This is a genomic window from Halomonas sp. DP8Y7-1, from assembly GCF_019801685.1.
GTDB classification, from domain to species: Bacteria; Pseudomonadota; Gammaproteobacteria; order Pseudomonadales; family Halomonadaceae; genus Halomonas; species Halomonas litopenaei_A.
Genome location: NZ_JAHVIN010000004.1, coordinates 19,817 through 40,576 on the forward strand (window position 1 = coordinate 19,817; position 20,760 = coordinate 40,576).

Sequence of the window (20,760 nt, forward strand, 5' to 3'; positions counted from 1 at the left end):
AGCCCACTTCGGCGCCAGCCCCTTATGGCTGACTCATGACGTTGAGGCGACCGCGCTTTGCAAGGCAGAAAGCGTCCGCTACACTCAACACCTTTCAGACCCCCGCGAGTCCATATCGCCGCATGATCAAAGGATTTACCCGCTTTCTGCAGAGCCCAGGAGAACACTTGAAGTCCCTGTTTGGAGCTCAGGAAGCCGTCGCAGGACCGCCGATGCCACGCGTACTCACTCGTGACGAACACCCCGTGTCCCGTCGCCAGTTCAGCGAAGCCTCCCTCAAGGTACTGTACCGGTTGCACAACGCAGGCTATGAAGCCTACCTGGTAGGTGGCTGTCTGCGTGACTCCTTGTTGGGCATCGACCCCAAGGACTTCGACGTCGCCACCGATGCCACTCCCGAGCAGGTGAAGCAGCTGTTTCGCAACTCACGCATCATCGGACGCCGCTTTCGCATCGTGCATGTGCGATTTGGCCGTGAGGTCATCGAAGTCACCACGTTCCGTGGCAAGCCGCGTGATGACCATGGCGACCACCTCGCCTCACAATCCGATGATGGTCTGCTGTTGCGCGATAATGTGTGGGGCAATATCGAGGAAGACGCCCTGCGCCGCGACTTCACCGTGAACGCGCTGTACTACAACATTGCCGACTTCACGCTGCATGACTTTGCCGGCGGCGTCGATGACATCGCCTCGCGCACGCTGCGCCTGATTGGCGACCCCGAAACACGCTACCGTGAAGATCCGGTGCGCATGCTGCGCGCCATTCGCTTCGCGGCAAAGCTCGACTTCGATATCGCGCCGGACACCGAAGCGCCCATCGCCGAGATGGCACCGCTGTTGCTGCAGATTCCGCCCGCGCGCCTGTTCGACGAGATCTTGAAGCTGTTCCTCTCAGGAGAGGGGCTCGCTACCTTCCGGCTACTTCGAGATTACGGCCTGTTCGCCATGCTGTTCCCCGAGGCCGATGAGTGCATGGAAGAGCTGCCTTGGGCTGAGGCGCTGATCGAACAGGCACTGGAAAGTACCGACCGCCGCATTCGCGATGACCGTCCCGTCACGCCCGCCTTCCTGCTCGCTGCCTTTATGTGGGGGCCGGTTCACTGCCGCCAGCGAGACCTTGAAGCCGAAGGCATGCCGCCCGTGCCCGCCTTGCAGGCCGCTGCCCAGCAAGTCATCAGCCGCGAGCTTCAGCATGTGTCCCTGCCCAAGCGCTTCAGCATGCCCATGCGAGACATCTGGGATCTGCAGCAACGGCTGCCCATGCGTCGCGGCAAGCGTGCCTTTCAGACCCGCGACCACCCACGCTTTCGTGCGGCCTACGACTTCCTGCTGCTGCGCGAGGCCGCGGGTGAGATCGCACCGGGCCTGGGTGACTGGTGGACGGCCTTCCAGGAGGCCGACGAGCACGAACAACGCCGACTGCTTGGCAAGGTGGGAGCCGACCCTGCTGGCACCGCAGCACCGCGCAAGCGCAGACGTCGCCGTCGCAAGCCGCGCAGCACCCCGCCTTCTTCGGATGAGTGAGCCCGATGGCAGCACGCTTCATCGCTCATATCGGCCTCGGCAGCAACCTGGAAAACCCGCGCAGGCAGGTTGAGACAGCACTGGCTGAACTCGACGGCCTGCCGCTTACCCGGCGCGTGGCGGCCTCGCGCCTGTACGCCAGCCGGCCTGTCGGCCCCCAGGATCAGCCGGATTTCGTCAACGCCGTTGCTACGCTTGAGACCGCGCTGTCGCCGCTGGCACTGCTGGATCAACTGCAAGCGCTGGAACAGCGCCATCGACGCAGAAGAGAGCGCCACTGGGGTCCTCGCACGCTGGACCTGGATCTATTGTGGATGGCGAACATCACGCTTGCCCTCCCGCGGCTGACATTGCCCCACCCAGAGCTCGCCCACCGTGCCTTTGTCGTCCTGCCGCTGGCCGAACTCGATCCCGCGCTGTCCCTGGCAGATGGGCGGGCCCTCGACAGCCTTGCTCAGCAGATGGAGGAGGCTCTGCACCGCGGCGACCTGCAACTGCTGACGGCTTCACCGGTAGACGGTTGACGCCGGTTCACCAAGACACAGGTGAAGCCGGTTCACAAAGACACAGTTGAAGACTCTCCCCCGCTTGGTCAATGTTACCTATCGACACAGATTCACCCATCGGTAACAATCCGCGGTAATCACTCAGGGGCGGCCACGATGCACGCCCTGTTGCCAACACGAGAACACGCCATGACTTCTGTCACCCTGAGCTCGCTGAAGGCTCGCAAGCGCGCCGGTGAACCCTTCAGCTGCCTGACCGCCTACGATGCGTCCTTCGCCGCCAGCGCCGGCCGCGCCGGTATCGACGTGCTGCTGGTCGGGGATTCCCTGGGCATGGTACTGCAGGGACACGACAGTACCCTGCCCGTCACCATGGACGACATCCTCTACCACACTCGCTGCGTCGCACGCGGCAAGGGTGACAGCCTGCTGATGGTCGACCTACCGTTCATGGGCAATCCGAGCCGCGAGCGCCTGCTCGACAATGCCGCCGCGCTGATGCGCGCCGGTGCAGAGCTGGTCAAGGTCGAGGGCGAGGGTTGGATGGCGGACGATATCCGCGAGCTGACCCGACGTGGCGTGCCGGTATGCGCCCATCTCGGCCTCACTCCGCAAACCGTGCACCAACTGGGCGGGTACAAGGTTCAAGGCCGCGAAGCAGAAGCCGCCACCCGTATTCTGGAAGACGCGCGTCTGTTGGTCGACGCCGGCGCTTCCGTCATTCTGCTCGAATGCGTGCCAGCCAGCCTGGGCCGCGCGGTCAGCGAGGCCCTGGAGGTCCCGGTTATCGGTATAGGCGCGGGCCCAGACACCGACGGCCAGATCCTGGTGATGCACGATATCCTCGGGGTCACTCACGGGCGCACGCCGCGCTTCGTCAAGAACTTCCTGGCCGAGGCTGAAGATATCGAGGGTGCCTTCCGGCGCTACCACGAAGCGGTGCTCAGCCGCGAATTCCCCGCTGCAGAGCACTGTTTCTAGGAGAGTAGCATGCACGTCCACCCCGCCATCGCGGACCTGCGCGAGGCGCTGCGACCTCATCGCTTGGCCGGTGCCAGAATCGGCCTGGTACCGACCATGGGCAACCTGCATCAAGGCCACCTGGCCCTGGTCGAGGCAGCGCGAGAGCGCTGTGACCTGGTCGTCGCCTCGATCTTCGTCAACCCGCTGCAGTTCGGCCCGAGTGAGGACCTGGACAACTACCCGCGCACCATGGAAGCCGATCTGGCCAAGCTGGAAGCGGCGGGCTGCGATATGGTGTTCACCCCGACGCCGGCGATCATGTATCCCGAGGGACTCGAAGGCCAGACGCTGGTTCGCGTACCCGGGGTCAGCGAAGGTCTGTGCGGAGGTTCCCGCCCCGGGCACTTCGACGGCGTATCGACCGTGGTCAGCATGCTGTTTCACATCGTCCAGCCCGATGTCGCCTGCTTCGGCGAGAAGGATTATCAGCAGCTCGCGGTGATCCAGCGCATGGTTAGCGATCTCCACCTGCCCATCGAGATTGTCGCCGTCCCCACCGTACGCGAGGCGTCGGGCCTCGCGATGTCTTCGCGAAATGGTTATCTCAGCGCTGCCGAGCACGCCACCGCGGCTGAGCTGCAGGGCACTCTGGTGCAGCTGAAACAGGCGCTGCAGCAGGGCGAAGACGTCGCTCGCACCCTGCAACACGGCAAGACTCGCCTTGAGTCACTGGGCTTCAGGCCCGACTATCTGGAGCTACGCCGTCGTGATCTGGGTCACGTGGCTGCCGATACCCGCGAGGCCGTTCTGCTGGTGGCCGCTCGGCTCGGCGCCACACGCTTGATCGACAACCTGTTTGTGACACTGCCGCGCTAGGAGTCCATATGCCATCGCTCAAGGACCAACTTGGATCGCTCGTCTATTCCACCGAGCACGGTGATATCTGTCCCCAGTGTCGAGCGCCCAAGGAGGCTTGCCGCTGTGATGAGATCGCTGACCAGGCACGCCTTGAAGAGCTGGACGGGATCGTGCGCATCCGCCGGGAAACCAGCGGTCGCAAGGGCAAGGGCGTCACCACCATCAGCGGTGTGCCACTGGCCGAAAAGGAACTGAAGGCACTGGCCAAGGAGCTGAAGAAGCGCTGCGGTACCGGGGGCGCCCTGAAGGATGGCATCATCGAGATCCAGGGCGATCATCGTCAGGTGCTGAAGGAAGCCCTCGAGAAAAAAGGCTTCAAGGTCAAGCTGGCCGGTGGCTAAGGGCCCCTGGCGCGCGGCGAGAGGTAGCCGCGAGCAGAGGCAGAAAGAGGTGGCAGCCTGGGCGCCCCTCTGACGATGCACCACGCTGCTGGCGACAGCCCTGATAGCCTAAGCCCTGATAGCCTGAGCCCTGGTGACCACAGCCCTGAAAACCAGACCGCGGCTAGCCAGAACCCAGCTGGCTTGCCAATGCCGGCAATACCTGATCGACGGCCCCATCAAGCTTCAGGGTAAACAGGTCATCGGCACGGGTCTTGCCCAGGTTGATGCAGGCGACGGGCTTTCCGGCCTTGACGCTCTCGCGCACGAAGCGAAAACCAGAAAACACCATCAGCGACGACCCCACCACCAGCAAGGCGTCGCTGTCATCGAGCAGGGCACGGGCGTCAGCCACAACAGCCGCAGGCACATTGTCACCGAAGAACACGACGTCTGGCTTCCAGATACCGTCACCGCAGCGCCCACAGGCAGGCACATCGAAGCGTGAAAAGTCGGCTTCCAGATCCGCATCTCCGTCAGGGGCGGCCGCGATCCCGGAGTGGTCGAAGGTCCAGTCAGGGTTACGGCGCGCCAGCTCAGTATGCAGTGCATGCCGCATCTGGCGGGCACCACACTGCATGCAGACTACCTGATCGGCGCGGCCATGCAGGTCGATCACACGCCGGGAGCCACTGCGCTGATGCAGGCCATCGACGTTCTGGGTGATGATGCCGGACACCTTGCCGAGCCGCTCCAGTTCGGCCAGGGCACGATGGGCGAGGTTAGGCTTGGCGTCGTTGAGCACGCGAAAACCGATCAGCGCCCGCGCCCAGTACCGCTGCCTTGCGCCATGGTGGGCCATGAAGTCACGATGATCGATCGGCGGGGAGCGTTTCCAGTCCCCCTTGGCATCGCGATAGTCGGGGATCCCGCTGGGCGTGCTGATACCCGCACCACTGAGCACGGCAATGCGCCGATGACGGTGACAGAAGTCGACCAGGGCGCTGGGTGATAAAGCTGCTGGCAGCAATGTCGGGCGGATAGCGTCCGGCATGATGGCTCCTCATCAGAGACAACAAAGGCCGGATCTGCCTGGCTATCCGGCGCCACCAGTTTACATGTCCAAGGGTCGCATGGCCCGGATGCCCCTTCATTGTCTACAATGGACAACATTCTGCTACGGGCAAGGAGTGCCGATGGCCTGGCTGGATTACCTGCTGCCACTGTTCTTTCTGTTTCCACTGGCCGCCGCCGCGACGGTGGTGGTGGCACTGCGCAGCTTGCACGATCCGCGCGTGCATTCCCCGTTTGATGCACACCCCCTGCGAGAGCCAGGGCAGCTGCTGCGCGATCGCCTCGACAGAGCCTTCGCCAGTCTATTCTTGAATGCGGCCCTGGGGCCGGTGCTGGTGCTGACTCCGCTCGTCTACGGCATGGGCCGCATGCTGTTTTCACGCCACCAGAACTGGCTGGAATGGGCCTTCTACGGCGTGCTGTGCACCCTGCTTGCCATCGTATTCAGTTTCCGTTTGATGCGTGACTATCAACGCATTCGCCGGATCAAGCTCGGTCTGGCGTGTGAGCTGGCGGTCGGGCAGGAGCTGGAACGCCTTATCCGGCCTGAAGCTCACCCCTTTTTCGTCTTCCATGATGTGCCGGCCGACACCTTTCTGATCGACCATATCGCGATCACTCCCTACGGCGTCTTCGTGGTCGAGACGCGCGCACGTACGCCGGGTATCAGTCCATCGGGCGACGTTCAGGATACCGTCGTGGTAGAGCACGAGCGCCTGCGCTTCCCCGGCTGGCTAGAGCGCCGTCCGCAGCGCAAGGCTCGGCAAGCCACGCGCTGGGTGGCATCCTGGCTGTGCCGTGAGCTGGGACAGCCCGTGCCGGTACAGGGGATCCTGGCGCTGCCAGGCTGGAAGATCGAGCGTGAAGTGAGCGCAGATGATCTCCAGGTCGTCAGCGGCGAAGGCCTGGCAGCCCATCTGACCGACGCCCGCCCCGCTAACACGGCCATGGACCCCGTCCTCCACGACCGGGTGATCGATGCCCTCCAGAAACGTGCCCTGACGCGAGAGCTGAGCCATCTGGAAGGCCCCTCTGTCTAACCGGAGCAACGCTAGCTGTTGCGGCGCAGCTCGATGCGGGCCGGGCAACGCCCGAAGGCCACCGACGCGAGGCTGTGCCTGGCAGGGAAGTCGTCGACGTGCTCGGCCTCGATGCCGACGCGTATTTCCGTCAGCAGGCGATTGCCTGGCCCACCACACACCAGCGCCAGTGCACGGCCGCTCCCCCGACCAAAGCTTTCCTCGAAGGCAGCGATCAGATCGCGGCGTGCCACGGTACGGCCTCGCTGTGCTCGCACGAATGCTCCCAGCGCACTGTCGTTGACGATCTCCACCAGGGCCAGCGAGCCATCAAAGTACTGGTCATCCGTCATCCCCATGCAGGCTCCGTGCTTGGCGTATTCGTAGCGATCCAGACAGCTGGCACTACCAGGCATGGCGGCCGTCAGCTCCTGCTCCAGGGCACTGTCGGACAGTGAAATCGCGGGGCCCGCCTGACAGAAGTCTCCCGCCGGTCTCGGACGCTCGATGAAACACCCTTGCCGCTGCCATTCCTGCGTACTCAGTCCCTGGGCGATCCAGCGATCTGGGCGAGACGGCCATAGCCCGTGCAAGACAAAGCCCTCATCGGTACCCGCCAGCAACGCGGGGTCACGACATTCCCGCGGCGGCTGACGACGGCTGCCGCAAAAGCCGGGATGCCAGGTCAAGGCCAGGACATAATGGTCAAAATGCGGTTGCTCCAGATCCAGCAGCGCTGCGCGCTGCTCCTCCGCGTCGTGGGCCTCGACCGTGCTCCCCAACATTGCCAGGGCCAAGGCCAGCGCCAGGGCCAGAGCCAAGCGCTGACCTGGCTTGTCGGCCACCACCGTCGCGTAGGTCATCCGAGCTCCCCGCAGGCGACTTGCAAAGGTGCGCCACAGTTGGCAAGGTGCGCGCCCTCGATATTTCCACTCTGTTGTCTTTCTGGATAACTGTTTCATGAAGCTGATCACCTTTGATCCGTTACGGAGCCTGGGGATCTCGCAGGCGCGCTATATCAAGCCTGACCACATGGACGAGCACCGCCAGGAATTGGCGGAAGCTGACGCCCTGCTGTTCCCCGAGTACTGGCAGATCAACGCCCTGGCCTATGGCCTTGGCCAACGAGTCTTCCCTAGCCTGGCAACCTATCACCTGGGCCATGACAAGATAGAGCAGACGCGCGCCTTCCGCGCCTGCTGTCCGGAAGCGACGCCAGACACTGCCATCCTGGGCGTCAATTCCCAGGCGATACACGACGTGGAGGCACGCTTTGGCTACCCCTTTGTGGCCAAGCGGGTGCGCAGTGCCATGGGGCAGGGTGTGTGTCTGATTCGCTCTCGGCAAGCGCTGATCGACTATCTGTCCAGTGAGAACCTGCTCTACGCCCAACGCTATCTGCCGATCGACCGGGACCTGCGTATCGTGGTGGTAGGGAAGCGTATTCTGGCCGCCTACTGGCGCCAGAGTCCGCTGGATGACTTTCGCACCAATGTGGCGCAAGGTGGAGAAATCCGCCACGACCCAGTGCCCGATGCGGCGCTAGCGCTGGTAAAGCGCCTGTCGTCACGGCTGGGCATCGACCACGCGGGCTTCGACATTGCCATGGTCGAGGGGCGCCCCATGGTACTCGAATTCAACCGACTGTTCGGAAATCAGGGCATCGACGCGCCTGAAACCACCGTCCCAACCGCCATTCTCGAGCATCTGGGCGCCCCCTCACTGCCGCAGGCAGCCTGACGACGACCCTCGCAACAAGGGCCGCCGCGCCGCGTCCACTACAGGCGAGAAGGATGACTGCCGGGGTCACCCTCCACATGGGGACGATCATCATGGCTGACGCCATGATGTTCACCTTCCGGAAGCTCCCAGGTGCCTTCCTCGGTCCAGGGGTCATCCTCCGGGAACTCCTCGATATAGATTTCCTTGTCGGTATAGTCAGGCTGATAGCGCAGGTCGTAGTGCGCCGCTCGCACCGTCGAGATACACAGCAGCAGCGCCACCAGCAGCAACGGCACCCCACCCACGACGGATGCTGTCTGCAGGGTCTCCAGGCCTCCGATGAACATCAGTACCGCGGGCATGAACGACAGCGCGAAGGCCCAGAACAGTCGGTTCCATCGCATCGGCTCTTCATCGACCTCCTTCTGCACCACTGCTGCCAGGATGTAGGAAATGGAGTCGAAGGTGGTGGCCGTGAAGATCAGGGCCAGCAAGGTGAAGGCGAAAATCACCAGATAGCTCAGCGGCAGGGTCGACAGGGTGGCAAAGATGGCCGCCGTGGCGCTCTCTTCGTTGAGGATGGTGACCAGGTCCAGGGTTCCGGAGAGGTGCAGGTAGAGGCCGTAGTTGCCGAGCACGATAAAGAACAGGGCACAGCCGAGGGAGCCGAAGAAGATCGATCCCGCCACCATGGAGCGAATGGTCCGCCCACGCGAGATACGCGCAATGAACAGCCCCACGCTGGGCGCAAACACCAGCCACCAGGCCCAGTAGAAGATGGTCCAGTCCTGGGGGAAGTGAGTGGACTGGAAATTCTCGAATCGCGCAAAGGGCTCGGTCCAGGTGCCCATGTGCACCAGGTTGCTGAGAACCCGCCCCAAGGCGTCCAATCCGGTGCTGGCCATGAACTCGGTGGGCCCCACGACGAAGACGAAGACCAGCAGCCCGGTGGCCAACCAGAAGTTGATGTCGGAGAGCACCTTGATCCCCTTCTTGAGCCCCACAAAGGCGCTGTAGCCAAAGATCGCGGTGCACAGCATCAGTACGAAGATACGCGCGGCCAGGGTCTTGGGTACACCAAACAGCTCATACAGCCCTTCATTGATCAGCGGGGCCGCCAAGCCCAGCGTGGTGGCCCCGCCGCCGAGCATGCCAAACACGAACAGCACATCGATCAATTTGCCTGGCCAGCGATGGGCGCGACTCTCACCCAGCACGGGCATCAGGGCCTCGCTGATCTTGAGCACGCTGTGATTGCGCACATAGTAGAAGTAGGCGATCGGGATGGCCGGAATCAGATAGATTGACCACGCCACCGGGCCCCAGTGAAAAATGCCGTAGGCCGCCGCCCATCGAGCGGCATCCGGCGACAGCGGCTCGGCGTGAAACGGTGGCGCCTGGTAGTAGTAGATCCACTCGATCATCGACCAGTACAGGATCGAGGCTCCGATCCCGGCACAGAACAGCATCGCGGCCCAGGATATTGTCGAAAACTCGGGTTGTTCTTCAGGGTCCCCGAGCTTGATCTGCCCAATATCGCTGAACACGATAAACAGCATGAAGCCGCTCGCGCCCAGCCCGAGCGCCAGATAGAGCACGCCAAGTTCATTGGTAATGAAGTTCTTGGCCGCCAGCACCCAGGTGGCGCCCTGCTCAGGGAAGATCACCAGGGGCACAGTGACGGCAAGAAGAAGGAACAGCGAACCGAAGAAGGTCGGTTTGTCGATCACGTCAAAGCCATGATCGCTCTGGGGGGGCGTCTGCGTTTTCACAAATCAATCCCTTGTTATGTTTTTCCCCCTCAGTATACGAGAAAACCCCGTGGCGCCACCGTGCCGATACCTCCGGTGGCCCACGCTACCTGCGCTTGCGTCAACGCCGCTGTGCCCTGCACCGACAGCAAGCCGCTGAGCAGGCCTGCCTAATCCCCGCGCAGCTTGCCGCCCATCTCCTGGGCCAGGTCTACCGCGTAGTGATCGGTCATGCCGCCGATAAAGTCCAGCATACGACGGTAGCTGTCATACAAGGACCAGGACGGCAGCGGCGTATTCTCGCCGATCAACGCCAGTACCCGCTGATGCTTGAAGCTCGAATGCCCGGTGTGATGCAGCTCATGCGCCGCACCGATAAAGGCCTCCAGCAGGATGCCCAACGTCGTGTAGGCGCCGATTTCCAGCTTGGCCTTGCGCGTGTTCTGGAAAATCCGCTTGCGCGCCAGCTGCTTGGCCAGCTTCACCCCCCAGTCAAGGTCCGGGTGGCACAGCTCCAACAGGTCTTGCTGCAGCGTGCCTGACAGCAGTTCCTGCTCGTGTTCGACGAAGACCTTGCCAACATCGGTGACGGCCCGCTCCATGGCCGCCCCCCGCAGCGCCGCGATACGGCGTCGCTGAGACACGCCATTGCGACACATCTCGGCATAGTCCGCTGGCTCTCCCCCGGCAATCTGGGTGAGAATTTCCGCCACCTCGTCAAAGTCCAGGATGTCCATCTCCACCCCGTCCTCGAGATCCAGCAAGGCGTAGCAGATGTCGTCTGCCGCCTCTACCAGCCAGGCCAGGGGATGACGGCACCAGCGATGCTCGCCCTGGGGGATCAGGCCCAGGTGCTCCGCCACCTGGGCCAGCGCGGGAAGCTCGCTCTGATAGCAGCCGAACTTGCCGGCCTGGCCACCGTGGGTCACTGTCCATGGGTACTTCAACAGCGTGCCCAGGGTCGCCGCGGTAAGGCGCATGCCACCACGAAACTGGTTGTATTCGATCTGGGTCACGATACGAAAGCCCTGAGCATTGCCTTCGTAGGTCAGCAGGTCTTCACGCTCCAGCGGCGTCAGCCCGTCGAGCAAGCCGCTGCCATTGTTCTCGGCACACTTGAACCAGTCACGGATGGCATACTCGCCGGCATGACCGAAGGGCGGGTTGCCGATGTCATGGCCCAGGCACGCCGCCTGGATGATGACGCCGAGATCCGCTGGGGTGATCCATGCAGGCAGGCGATCACGCAGCAGCTCGCCCACGCTCATGCCCAGCGAGCGGCCTACACAGCCAACCTCCAGCGAATGCGTCAGGCGGGTGTGAATATGATCGTTGTCGGTCAACGGGTGCACCTGGGTCTTGCGCCCCAGGCGACGGAAGGAACCCGCAAAGACAATCCGGTCATGGTCCTTGTGAAAGGGACTGCGCCCCACTTCATCGTGGGTGCTGCCACGTGGATCGTGCAATCGGACCGGATCCAGCAGGCGTTCCCAGTTCATGGTTTTCATGGCGGCTCCCTCCTTGTGAACCGCCATTCTGACACCAGCACCCTCATCAAGGCCACGCTCACCGAGAGCTCAGCCAATTTCCCAGGGCATACCGCCGCTCATCAGCCCTGGCGCCTTCCTGGCTTACTTGAGGCGGCGCCGGAGTAACATGGCGTAGACAGCCCCGGCGATGATCAACGTCACCGCGAAGACATAGATGCCGATGGAAATCCCGCTGTTCACCAGGATGCTCCAGTCGCCACCGCTGATCGACATGGCACGCCGCAGGTTGAACTCCATCTGACCGCCCAGCAGCAAGCCCAGCACCACCGGCACGGTCGGTATCTCCAGCTTGCGCAGGACATAGCCGAGCACCCCGAACGCCAGCATCATGTACAGATCGAAGGGACTATTGTTGAGCGAATAGACGCCCACGAAGGCGATCAGCACCACCATCGGCATCAGAAGCCAGCTGGGCGCCTGCAGCACACGAGCAAACAGTCCGACCAGCGGCACATTGAGGATCAGCAGCATGATGTTGCCGATAAACAGCGCCGCCACCAGCCCCCATACCATCTCCGGCTGCTGCGCGAACAGCAGCGGCCCCGGGGTGATGTTCATCGACAGCAGCAGCGCCAGCAGAATCGCCGTGGTGCCGCTTCCAGGAATCCCCAGCGACAGCATCGGAATCAACGCACCACCGGCAGCGGCATTGTTGCCGGCTTCCGGTGCGGCGACGCCGCGAGGGTCGCCGTTGCCGAAATCGCCTTTCGCCCCCAGCCAGCGCTTTTCCAGCATATAGGAGAGAAAGCTACCCAAGGAGGCACCGGCTCCGGGCAACACCCCCGACACGAAGCCGATCAGCGAGCCGCGTCCAATGCTGCCCTTGCAGGACAGCGACGACGTCATGCCCGGCCAAGCGGAACCCAGCTGGACGTGAGGCTTGTCGGCATCGTGGCGTTTTTCCAGAAACACCAGACACTCGGAGATCGCAAACAGGCCGACCAGCGCTACGATGAAATCGATGCCGTCATACAGTTCGAAGGTACCAAAGGTATATCTGGCGACGCTGGACACCGGATCGATGCCCACGGTGCCCAGCAACAGCCCCAGGCACGCAGCAATGAAACTCTTGGTGAAGCTACCGCTGGTCACGCCGCCGATGGTGGCAAACGCCAGCAGGAACAGCGCGAAGTATTCCGCTGGCCCAAACTTGATGGCCAGATCGACCAGCAGCGGGGCGAACAGAGTCAAGCCGATGGTGGCGATGGTTGCCCCTACGAAGGACGCCACCGCCGACAGCCCCAGGGCCTCACCACCGCGGCCTTTCAGCGCCATGGGATAGCCGTCGAGGGTCGTCATCATGGCCGGCTCGTCACCGGGAATATTGAGCACGATGGAGCTGATACGCCCCCCATACATGCAGCCGTAGTAGACGCTGACCAACAGGATCAGGGCCGCCGTGGGCTCCAGTCCGAAGTTGAACGCCAACGGGATCATCAGGGCCACCCCGTTGACCGGCCCGAGTCCCGGCAAGGCGCCGATCAGGGTGCCCACCGCACAACCGATCAGCGCCAGCAGCAGAAATTCCGGCTGAGTCGCGACCGCGAAGCCCTGGGCAAGAAACGCTAAGGTATCCATGTCAGGCAGCTCCCCACCAGGGTACGTTCGGCAACGGCATGCCGAGGCCAAACTCGAACAGCACATAGAGCCCCACCGCCAGTCCGGTCCCGGCCACCATGGCCTGCTGCCAACGGGCACCAAACAGCCGCGTCAGCAGGACGGCACCGACCAGCGTGGCAGGCAGGAAGCCCAGCGCTTCCAGCACGCCCGCATAGGCAGCCAGCAACAGCAACACTGCCAGCTGACGTGCAAGCCCAGCACGGTCCGGCCAGCGCTCGTTAAAGCCCGGCCGAAACAGCAGATACGCCGACAATAGGCCTAGCGGCAGACTGACCAGCCGGGGGAAAGCCCCCGGCCCTACCGGCTGCATGAAGCCAGTGACGAAGCTGTGCGAATGCCACCAGGCGCCCAGCGCCAGCAGCAGCAACACCGCCCCCGCGATACGATCACCGACCGGTGCCGGCCGGCGATCATGATTCAGCTCGAGGTCATCGGTGTGACTCATTGAATAACCCCGATCTCCCGAGAGATCGCCTCGACCCGCTCGATGGACTCGACCACGAAGGAGGAGAACTCATCGCCACCGCGCCACAGCGGAACCAGGCCATTCTGGGCAGCGACCTCTTTCCATTGGTCGCTGGCGTACAGGGTTTCGAGGTCCTCTACCATGCTGGCATAGTCGTCGTCGGAGACGTCGCCACCGGTGTAGAAACCGCGCCAGTTATAGCCGGTCACGTCGTAACCCTGGCTGACGGCGGTGGGCAGCTGGTCGAAGGGCGCCGGCAGCGGATCTTCTGACAGCACCCCCAGCACACGCACGTCACCCGATTCGATGAAACCTGCCACTTCGCCCAGGTCTGTCGACACCACATCCACATGGTTGCCCATCATCTGGGTCACGGCGGGACCGCCACCATCGAACTGCACCCAACGCAGGGCGCCTACCTGGTCCCCAGGCAGCCCCGCTGCCTTGGCCAGCATCAAGGCCCGGATGTGGTCCCATCCACCCGCACCGCTGGAGCCGGCTACCGCCACAGAAGAGGGGTCCGCCACGATGGCCTCGAGCAGTTGTTCGAGGCTTTCGTATTCGCTTTCGTCATCGACCAGGATGACCCCGACATCGGTACCCAGCATCGCCAGCCAGCGCATGGTCTCGGCACCGCCGGGATAGCGGCCCTGGGCAATCTGAGTCATGCCCACCGTGCTGGTCGCCACCATCAAATCACTGTCATCGGCGCGCTTGGCCGCCACATTCGAGAAGGCCACGGCACCGACACCGCCCGGCATGTTGGTGACTTGTACCGTGCCGTCCGTCAGTTCGAGGTCGGTCAGCAACTTGCCGACACTACGACAGGTAAAGTCCCAGCCACCGCCGGGGTCTGCCGGGGCAATGCACTCATCGATGGGCACGGCGTTGACGGTCGAGGACAGACCAAGACCCAGCGCGAGCAGCGGCAGTCCAATACGAGGCTTGAGCGAGAATGGCATGAGCAGGGCTCCTTGCAGCATTTGTTGATTATTGGGGTATGTCGTGTTGTGGTGGCCACCGCCACCGGTGTCAGCGTTGCTTGCGGTGAAGCGACAGGTACCTGGGTCGCCGCTGTCCTCCCATCACCTGGACAGCTGTTGCGGATGACCGCTACCGAGCGGATCGGCATCTTCTACACGGCAGCGTGTTGACTTGCGCGTGTTCTTGCGCGTTTTTCCTATAGCGCCTTTCCTTTTCGCGCTCGCCTGCCGACGGCCCCGATCATGCCGACGGCCCCGATCATGGCGACTCCGTGGCCAGGCTAGACAACGCCACGACGGCGCAGGTCTTCGCACTGTGTTGCGTCAAAACCCAGCTCCGCCAGCACCTCGGCAGTATGCTCGCCCAGTTTAGGGGCCGGGCGCTGCAGCGCGGCCGGAGCCTCACGCATCTTGATCGGGAAGCCGGTCGTTGCGATCGTTCCCGCCTCGCCCTGATCCAGCTCCAGGCGCATCTGCTGATCCAGAATCTGAGGGTCGGAGAAGGTCTCGCGAAGATCTTGAACGCGACCGCAGGGCACTCCTGCAGCATTGAGATGATCAATCCACTCCGCCACGCTGCGCTGTCGCGTGACTTCATTGAGTATCTCGCGAAGGGCGTCGCGATTGGCCATGCGCTGGCGGTTGTCGGCAAAGCGGGGCTGCTCGAGCAGCGCATGCTGTCCCAGGGCTTCCAGCAGCCTGCGCACCATCACTTCACTGCTGGGGGCGATGGCCACCTCGCCATCGGCAGCCTCGAACAGTCCGTAGGGGTAGAGCATCGGGTGATCATTGCCGGTCCGCGTCGGGACCTTGCCCGTGGCAAAGAACTCCGCCGCCAGATACCCCAGCATTGCCACCAGGCCATTGGTCAGCGCCGTTTCCAGAATCTCCCCTTGCCCGGTTCGCTCACGCCTTACCAGTGCGGCGCTGACACCGAAGGCCAAGTTGAGACTGGCGACCATGTCACTGATGGGGGGCGCCGCTCGCATTGGCTCGCCGCCCTCGGCACCATTGACGCCCATGAAGCCACTCATGGCCTGGGCCACAAAGTCATAGGCGGGCCGGTCACGGTAGGGTCCGGTGGAACCAAATCCATTGATACGGCCGACCACCAGCCGAGGAAAACGTGTCCTCAGGGTGTCATCATCAAGCCCCATCTTCGCCAGCACCCCTGGTCGGAAGTTCTCCACCAGGACATCGGCATCCGCGAGCAGGCGGTCAAGCACCTGACGCCCCTCAGCGGTGCGCAGGTTGAGGGTCATGGAGCGCTTGTTGCGGTTGAACTGGGCAAAGTAGGCGCTGAAGCCGTTGACCATGTTGCCCTGCTGGCGCACCACATCACCTTCGCCCGGTGTTTCCACCTTGATCACCTCTGCCCCGTGATCCCCCAGCATCTGGCTGGCAAAAGGGCCGGAGATCACGCGTGTCAGGTCGATGACCCTGATGCCAGCCAGGCTCCCTGACAATCGCGTACTGTCCTGCACGGGTGCTTCCATGACGCTCATCCTGTCCGTTCAGCGAAGGGGCTCTGCCGAGAAACATCGACATTTCGACAATATAGTGGCTGACCCCGCATGTTGGACATACGCCTTTTCGCTGAGATGACAGGGGGTACGCCGCCAGTCAGACCGCCTGGGGTATTTCCCTCGAGGGACGATTTCCCTAAAATTCGCTGCCTTTATGCTGATCTACAGCAATTTCTTACGACTATCGGCACATTATTGTGTCCATTGCTCGCAATCTTCCCGAATGCCCTCTCGACTCGAGGCGCTTGAAGTAGAGGCGTAAGCACGCCTTCCCACCCCGAAAAGGTCTGGTCTCATGCAATCCACCCACTCACCCGGCTCCCACGCCGACAAGGGGTTCTTTGGGCATCCACGCGCCCTTGGCCCGCTGTTTTTCACCGAGATGTGGGAGCGATTTTCGTTCTACGGCATCCGGCCGATGCTGGTACTGTTCATCGCCGCCTCCCTGTTTGACGGCGGTCTAGGCTTCGACGCCAAGACCGCCGCCGCCATCGTGGGCATCTATGGTGGCGCCATCTATCTTGCCGCGCTGCCCGGCGGCTGGCTGGCGGACAACTGGCTCGGCCAGCGCCGTGCCGTCTGGTACGGCTCCATCCTGATCGCCTTCGGCCACCTGTCCATCGCCCTGTCCGCCCTGTTCGGCGCGGTTGCCTTCTTTGTCGGGCTGATCTTCATCGTGCTGGGGACCGGCCTGTTCAAGACCTGCATCTCGGTGATGGTCGGCAGCCTCTATGACGAGAGCGATGTGCGCCGGGATGGAGGCTTTGCCATCTTCTACATGGGCATCAACATCGGCAGCCTGTTTGCCCCGCTGTTCACCGGACTGCTGATGGACTCCATGGGCTGGCATTGGGGCTTTGCCATGGGGGGCGTCGGCATGCTGATTGCCCTGCTGCTGTTTCGCCTGTGGGCGGTGCCCGCCATGCAACGTGCCGATGCCGAGCGTGGCCGGGCCTCCACCTGGGACGCTCCTGCCCAGCGACGCCGGCATGTGGGCGCCATCGTCAGCCTGTGTCTGGCCGCCCTTGCCGCCCTGGTCGCGCTGGTCGCCACTGGGGTGATCAGCATCGATGCCCGCGCCGTGGCAGAAGCCATGACCAGCGTCCTGATCGTGGCTGCGGTAGGGTTCTTTGCATACCTGATGCTGTTCTCCGGCCTTAACCGTGACGAGCGCATCCGTGTGACCATCTGCTTCGTGCTGATCGTGGCCGCGGCCTTCTTCTGGGCGGCCTTCGAGCAGCAGCCCACCTCTTACAACCTGTTCGCCGCTAACTACACCGACCGCAATGTGCTGGGCTGGGACATCCCCACCCTATGGTTCCAGTCCCTCAACCCGGTCTTCATCGTGCTGCTGGGCCCGGTGTTCGGCTGGCTGTGGCCGGCCCTCGGCCGCCGTCACCTTGAACCCGGCAGCCCCATGAAGTTCGTCCTGGGATTGCTGCTGGCAGCCATGGGCTTTGGCCTGATGGTGCTGGCTGCACAGCAGGTACTCAGTGGACCTGGGCTGGTCTCTCCCCTGTGGATCGTCAGCAGCATGCTGCTGTTGACCCTGGGCGAGCTGTGCCTGTCACCGGTGGGGCTGTCGACCATGTCAGGGCTCTCTCCCCAACGCACCCAAGGCCAGCTGATGGGGCTGTGGTTCACCGGTGTGGCGCTGGGCAACCTGGTGGCAGGACTGATCGGCGGCCACGTCAATGCTGAAGAAATCCAGCAGCTACCCGAGCTGTTCGGACGCTCGGCCATCGCCCTCGTCATCTTCGCCGCCGTGCTGCTGTTGCTCGTACCCGTGTTCAAGCGCATGCTGAAGCACCACCGCCTCATCGATCCGGCGTCCGCTCATCGCGCGGACGCTGAAGCTATCGTCAAAACAGGAGTCTGAGCATGTCCTCAACCAGCGCCGAGACCGCTCGCCAACGTCTCAGCGAACTGCGTGACGCGATGCGTCGCCATCAGGTAGACGCCTGGTGGTTACCCTCCAGCGATCCCCATAACAGCGAATACCTGCCCGAGCATTGGGCCGGGCGCGAGTGGCTTTCCGGCTTCGATGGCTCTGTCGGCACCCTGGTGGTGACCCAGGACGAGGCGGGGCTGTGGGTCGATAGCCGCTACTTTGTGCAGGCCGAGGCCCAGCTCGCTGGCAGCGGCATTGCCATGCAGAAGCTGACCCAGGGGCAGGCTGCCGCGCCGATGCAGTGGCTCAGTGAGCGGCTCGCCGCGGGCGACACGCTCGGCTATGACGCCCAGGTGGTATCGCTGGCACACGGCCGCCAGCTGGACGAACTGCTTGGCCAGCAGGGAGTGAACCTGCGTGGCGACAAGGACCTGCTCGACGAGATCTGGGCCGACCGTCCACGCCTGCCGCTGGAGCCCATCGAACCCCACGACCCGCGCTATCTCGATCAGACACGTGGTGAACGGCTGACCCATCTGCGCGAGGCCATGGCCGACCACGCCGCCGACTGGCACTTGATCTCGACCCTCGACGACATCGCCTGGCTGACCACCCTGCGTGGCTCGGACGTGGGCTTCAACCCCGTGTTTCTGGCCCACCTGCTGGTTGGCCGGGCGACAGCCACCCTGTTTGTCGCACCCGGCAAGCTGGACGTCGAACAGACTCAGGCGCTCGCCGAAGACGGTATCGAGGTCGCCGACTATGCTGACTGGGCAGCGCGCCTGGCGGCTCTGCCCCGGGACGAGACGGCACTGATCGATCCGGCTCGCGTGACCCTCGGCACCCGTCAGGCGTTGCCGGCGGAGATGAACGTGGTCGAGGCGTTTCAGCCCAGCACCCTGGCCAAGGGCATCAAGACGGATCATGAACTGGCGTTCGTGCGCCAGACCATGGAAGCAGATGGGGCAGCCCTGTGCCGTTTCTTTGCCTGGCTGGAGGAATGCCTGTCCCGCCAGGAACCGGTCAGCGAGCTCGATGTGGAAACCCGTCTGCGCGAACAGCGTGCCCAGCACGCTGACTTCGTCTGCGAAAGCTTCAACACCATTGCCGCCTTCAATGCCAACGGTGCCCTGCCCCACTACCGCGCCACCGCCGAGGCCTACTCGACGATAGAGGGTGACGGGCTACTGCTGATCGACTCCGGCGGCCAGTACCGTGGCGGCACGACCGACATCACCCGCATGGTACCGGTGGGCGAGGTGTCACGGGCGCAGCGCGAAGACTGCACCCTGGTGCTCAAGGGCATGATTGCGCTGTCCCGAGCGCGTTTTCCAGAGGGTATCGCCGCCTCGCGGCTAGACGCCCTGGCGCGGGCGCCGCTGTGGGCCACCGGGCGTGACTACGGTCACGGCACCGGCCATGGAGTAGGCTACTTCCTCAATGTGCATGAGGGCCCTCAGGTGATCAGTTCCGGCGCGTCCGTCGCCGAGCATACCGCCATGCGTGCGGGCATGATCACGTCCAACGAGCCTGGCGTATATCGGCCTGGCCAGTGGGGCGTGCGGATCGAGAACCTGGTAGCCAACCGCCCCGCTCCCGCGAGTGAGTTCGGTCACTTCCTGGAGTTCGAGACGCTGACCCTGTGTCCCATTGATAGCCGCTGCCTGGCTCCGCTGATGCTTGACCAGGCCGAGCTCGACTGGCTCAACGCCTATCATGCCGAGGTCCGCCGCCGGCTGGCACCTCTGCTCGATGGCCCGGCGCTGGCTTGGCTTGAGGCGCGCACCGAGCCTCTGACGCTGGCCTGATCGCAACCTCGCCGGCGATCACGCCGACAAGCTTAGCGTCAGAGCAAACCAAGAAGGGCTCCGCCATGGCGGAGCCCTTCTGTCGTTTCATGGCAGGCGACAACGTCCTTACAGGAAGGGGTTCTTGACCACCGGGATGAACATGAAGCGCAGATTCCAGTCGGCGTCCCACTCGTCACCGCGAATCACGCTGCGCTGAATCTCGGCGGCCAGGCGAACCGGCGTATTGCCCATGCGGATCACGTTGGAGTACCCCAGGCCAATCGGGAAATTGACCTTCTCTCCACTGTCCGCTTCCCAGTTGATCCGCACGTTGGGGGTCATGCCCACCAATTCGGTGCCACTGAGTCGATAGTTGAGAAAGTACTGAAGGTCGGTCTGGCTGGTGTGCTCCCGATCATCTTCACCGGCATAGGACCACCAATGCTGGGCCAGCAGGCCCATGTTCCAGCCACCAGGATTCGGCGCCAGGCGAGCAATCAGCGCCGCAGGACCGGCCTGGAATTTCCCTTGCCCCAGTACATCGTGCTCTGCGGTCGGGAAAATCTGCGTCATCCCCAGCCCCCAGATCACGCCATCGCTGCGAGCCGGGCCGGCCAAGGTGACCAGCGCCGTGTCACCGAGCCCCTCCGTCCTGCCCCGATGGGGGGCATTGCGACTCCATTCATCTGGGTCGATGTCCAGCGGACTGCCACCACGAGCCAAGGTCCCGAAGCTCTCGTCCATGGGCGAGGAGTTGTACTGGAAGACGGGGCGCACCACCAGGTTCCAGTTATCCTCGGCCAGCTCGAACGGGAAGGACATGACGGGCTGGAACTTGAAGGAGTTCGACCAGCGACCATCGAAGTCATCACCATCGAGATGGGTGTAGTCGTTCTGCATCCACAGCATCCAGGCGGAGCCGACCGGGTTGGTGGTCTCCTTGGCAATGGCGGCGAGGTCATCACCAGCAGCTGGGGCCTGCTCGCTGTGAGCGGGGACCGTGACCGGACGGCCGGAATCCTGGGCGTAAGCGCCCGTCGCCAAGACACAGAAACACAAGCTCAGCAGGCTAAACCTGCCAATACGCGAAAAAGACATGGGAAAGACCCTCTCAGAAGCGCAGCAGCACTGCTGA

General features: G+C 63.3%; 18 protein-coding genes. 9 read left to right on the forward strand and 9 right to left on the reverse strand.

All coding sequences use genetic code 11. From position 1 onward, the window contains the following. Nucleotides 1-122: 122 nt before the first annotated feature. The 5 genes from pcnB (at nucleotide 123) to KUV41_RS04715 (ending at nucleotide 4,254) form a co-directional block, all read left to right on the forward strand. Nucleotides 123-1,526 (forward strand): polynucleotide adenylyltransferase PcnB, encoded by a 1,404-nt coding sequence (pcnB, locus tag KUV41_RS04695; protein ID WP_222483935.1) that lies wholly within the window; start codon nucleotides 123-125, stop codon nucleotides 1,524-1,526. A 5-nt stretch (nucleotides 1,527-1,531) separates the two neighbouring features. Continuing rightward, nucleotides 1,532-2,050, forward strand: a complete 519-nt coding sequence (gene folK, locus KUV41_RS04700) for a 2-amino-4-hydroxy-6-hydroxymethyldihydropteridine diphosphokinase (RefSeq protein ID WP_222483936.1) — start codon at nucleotides 1,532-1,534, stop codon at nucleotides 2,048-2,050. A 171-nt stretch (nucleotides 2,051-2,221) separates the two neighbouring features. Beyond that, on the forward strand, nucleotides 2,222-3,013 hold the full coding sequence (panB, locus tag KUV41_RS04705) for a 3-methyl-2-oxobutanoate hydroxymethyltransferase (RefSeq protein ID WP_206943900.1): 792 nt from the start codon (nucleotides 2,222-2,224) through the stop codon (nucleotides 3,011-3,013). 9 nt (nucleotides 3,014-3,022) lie between these two features. Continuing rightward, nucleotides 3,023-3,871 (forward strand): pantoate--beta-alanine ligase, encoded by an 849-nt coding sequence (gene panC / locus KUV41_RS04710; protein WP_206943898.1) that lies wholly within the window; start codon nucleotides 3,023-3,025, stop codon nucleotides 3,869-3,871. Between the two features lie 8 nt (nucleotides 3,872-3,879). After that, the gene (locus tag KUV41_RS04715; RefSeq protein ID WP_222238941.1) at nucleotides 3,880-4,254 is read left to right on the forward strand and encodes a translation initiation factor Sui1; all 375 of its coding nucleotides are present in this window, start codon (nucleotides 3,880-3,882) and stop codon (nucleotides 4,252-4,254) included. Nucleotides 4,255-4,417: 163 nt separating this feature from the next. Here the strand turns inward: KUV41_RS04715 and KUV41_RS04720 are convergent, their stop codons facing one another. Next, on the reverse strand, nucleotides 4,418-5,287 hold the full coding sequence (locus KUV41_RS04720; protein ID WP_222162477.1) for an NAD-dependent protein deacetylase: 870 nt from the start codon (nucleotides 5,285-5,287) through the stop codon (nucleotides 4,418-4,420). A 142-nt stretch (nucleotides 5,288-5,429) separates the two neighbouring features. On the opposite strand from KUV41_RS04720, the gene KUV41_RS04725 reads away from it, so the two are divergent. Beyond that, nucleotides 5,430-6,347 (forward strand): nuclease-related domain-containing protein, encoded by a 918-nt coding sequence (locus tag KUV41_RS04725; protein ID WP_206943893.1) that lies wholly within the window; start codon nucleotides 5,430-5,432, stop codon nucleotides 6,345-6,347. Nucleotides 6,348-6,358: 11 nt separating this feature from the next. On the opposite strand, the gene KUV41_RS04730 is transcribed toward KUV41_RS04725, so the two are convergent. Next, nucleotides 6,359-7,189 (reverse strand): ribonuclease T2 family protein, encoded by an 831-nt coding sequence (locus tag KUV41_RS04730; RefSeq protein WP_222484641.1) that lies wholly within the window; start codon nucleotides 7,187-7,189, stop codon nucleotides 6,359-6,361. Between the two features lie 97 nt (nucleotides 7,190-7,286). Here KUV41_RS04730 and KUV41_RS04735 point away from each other — a divergent pair, with 97 nt between their 5' ends. Continuing rightward, a complete protein-coding gene (locus KUV41_RS04735) occupies nucleotides 7,287-8,066 on the forward strand; it encodes a RimK family alpha-L-glutamate ligase (protein WP_206943889.1) in 780 nt (259 codons plus the stop codon). 38 nt (nucleotides 8,067-8,104) lie between these two features. Here KUV41_RS04735 and KUV41_RS04740 read toward each other — a convergent pair whose 3' ends face one another. The 6 genes from KUV41_RS04740 to KUV41_RS04765 form a co-directional block, all read right to left on the reverse strand. Next, on the reverse strand, nucleotides 8,105-9,820 hold the full coding sequence (locus KUV41_RS04740) for a BCCT family transporter (protein ID WP_206943887.1): 1,716 nt from the start codon (nucleotides 9,818-9,820) through the stop codon (nucleotides 8,105-8,107). 149 nt (nucleotides 9,821-9,969) lie between these two features. Beyond that, nucleotides 9,970-11,307 (reverse strand): deoxyguanosinetriphosphate triphosphohydrolase, encoded by a 1,338-nt coding sequence (locus KUV41_RS04745; RefSeq protein WP_222238945.1) that lies wholly within the window; start codon nucleotides 11,305-11,307, stop codon nucleotides 9,970-9,972. Between the two features lie 123 nt (nucleotides 11,308-11,430). Then, the gene (locus tag KUV41_RS04750) at nucleotides 11,431-12,927 is read right to left on the reverse strand and encodes a tripartite tricarboxylate transporter permease (RefSeq protein WP_206943883.1); all 1,497 of its coding nucleotides are present in this window, start codon (nucleotides 12,925-12,927) and stop codon (nucleotides 11,431-11,433) included. A gap of 1 nt (nucleotide 12,928) precedes the next feature. Then, nucleotides 12,929-13,414, reverse strand: a complete 486-nt coding sequence (locus tag KUV41_RS04755; RefSeq protein ID WP_222483940.1) for a tripartite tricarboxylate transporter TctB family protein — start codon at nucleotides 13,412-13,414, stop codon at nucleotides 12,929-12,931. Beyond that, complete coding sequence (locus KUV41_RS04760; RefSeq protein ID WP_206943879.1) at nucleotides 13,411-14,397, reverse strand: Bug family tripartite tricarboxylate transporter substrate binding protein; 987 nt, start codon at nucleotides 14,395-14,397, stop codon at nucleotides 13,411-13,413. The genes KUV41_RS04755 and KUV41_RS04760 overlap by 4 nt, the downstream gene beginning before the upstream one ends. Before the next feature lie 302 nt (nucleotides 14,398-14,699). Further along, entirely contained in the window at nucleotides 14,700-15,914 is a 1,215-nt protein-coding gene (locus KUV41_RS04765) for a CaiB/BaiF CoA transferase family protein (protein ID WP_222483941.1), read from the reverse strand. Nucleotides 15,915-16,239: 325 nt separating this feature from the next. Here KUV41_RS04765 and KUV41_RS04770 point away from each other — a divergent pair, with 325 nt between their 5' ends. Next, the gene (locus KUV41_RS04770; RefSeq protein WP_222483942.1) at nucleotides 16,240-17,823 is read left to right on the forward strand and encodes a peptide MFS transporter; all 1,584 of its coding nucleotides are present in this window, start codon (nucleotides 16,240-16,242) and stop codon (nucleotides 17,821-17,823) included. Between the two features lie 2 nt (nucleotides 17,824-17,825). After that, nucleotides 17,826-19,643 carry an aminopeptidase P family protein gene (locus tag KUV41_RS04775; RefSeq protein ID WP_222483943.1) on the forward strand — a complete coding sequence of 606 codons (1,818 nt, stop codon included), beginning with the start codon at nucleotides 17,826-17,828 and terminating at the stop codon, nucleotides 19,641-19,643. 108 nt (nucleotides 19,644-19,751) lie between these two features. Here KUV41_RS04775 and KUV41_RS04780 read toward each other — a convergent pair whose 3' ends face one another. Continuing rightward, nucleotides 19,752-20,723, reverse strand: coding sequence for a hypothetical protein (locus KUV41_RS04780; protein WP_222483949.1), 972 nt, complete (start codon nucleotides 20,721-20,723; stop codon nucleotides 19,752-19,754). Nucleotides 20,724-20,760: the final 37 nt, after the last annotated feature.

What these genes read in the sequence shown, in the direction of transcription:
- pcnB (WP_222483935.1), top strand. Translation starts at nt 123, where the DNA reads ATGATCAAAGGATTTACCCGCTTTCTGCAGAGCCCAGGAGAACACTTG.
- folK (WP_222483936.1), top strand. Translation starts at nt 1,532, where the DNA reads ATGGCAGCACGCTTCATCGCTCATATCGGCCTCGGCAGCAACCTGGAA.
- panB (WP_206943900.1), top strand. Translation starts at nt 2,222, where the DNA reads ATGACTTCTGTCACCCTGAGCTCGCTGAAGGCTCGCAAGCGCGCCGGT.
- panC (WP_206943898.1), top strand. Translation starts at nt 3,023, where the DNA reads ATGCACGTCCACCCCGCCATCGCGGACCTGCGCGAGGCGCTGCGACCT.
- KUV41_RS04715 (WP_222238941.1), top strand. Translation starts at nt 3,880, where the DNA reads ATGCCATCGCTCAAGGACCAACTTGGATCGCTCGTCTATTCCACCGAG.
- KUV41_RS04720 (WP_222162477.1), bottom strand. Translation starts at nt 5,287, where the DNA reads ATGCCGGACGCTATCCGCCCGACATTGCTGCCAGCAGCTTTATCACCC.
- KUV41_RS04725 (WP_206943893.1), top strand. Translation starts at nt 5,430, where the DNA reads ATGGCCTGGCTGGATTACCTGCTGCCACTGTTCTTTCTGTTTCCACTG.
- KUV41_RS04730 (WP_222484641.1), bottom strand. Translation starts at nt 7,189, where the DNA reads ATGACCTACGCGACGGTGGTGGCCGACAAGCCAGGTCAGCGCTTGGCT.
- KUV41_RS04735 (WP_206943889.1), top strand. Translation starts at nt 7,287, where the DNA reads ATGAAGCTGATCACCTTTGATCCGTTACGGAGCCTGGGGATCTCGCAG.
- KUV41_RS04745 (WP_222238945.1), bottom strand. Translation starts at nt 11,307, where the DNA reads ATGAAAACCATGAACTGGGAACGCCTGCTGGATCCGGTCCGATTGCAC.
- KUV41_RS04750 (WP_206943883.1), bottom strand. Translation starts at nt 12,927, where the DNA reads ATGGATACCTTAGCGTTTCTTGCCCAGGGCTTCGCGGTCGCGACTCAG.
- KUV41_RS04755 (WP_222483940.1), bottom strand. Translation starts at nt 13,414, where the DNA reads ATGAGTCACACCGATGACCTCGAGCTGAATCATGATCGCCGGCCGGCA.
- KUV41_RS04760 (WP_206943879.1), bottom strand. Translation starts at nt 14,397, where the DNA reads ATGCCATTCTCGCTCAAGCCTCGTATTGGACTGCCGCTGCTCGCGCTG.
- KUV41_RS04765 (WP_222483941.1), bottom strand. Translation starts at nt 15,914, where the DNA reads ATGGAAGCACCCGTGCAGGACAGTACGCGATTGTCAGGGAGCCTGGCT.
- KUV41_RS04770 (WP_222483942.1), top strand. Translation starts at nt 16,240, where the DNA reads ATGCAATCCACCCACTCACCCGGCTCCCACGCCGACAAGGGGTTCTTT.
- KUV41_RS04775 (WP_222483943.1), top strand. Translation starts at nt 17,826, where the DNA reads ATGTCCTCAACCAGCGCCGAGACCGCTCGCCAACGTCTCAGCGAACTG.
- KUV41_RS04780 (WP_222483949.1), bottom strand. Translation starts at nt 20,723, where the DNA reads ATGTCTTTTTCGCGTATTGGCAGGTTTAGCCTGCTGAGCTTGTGTTTC.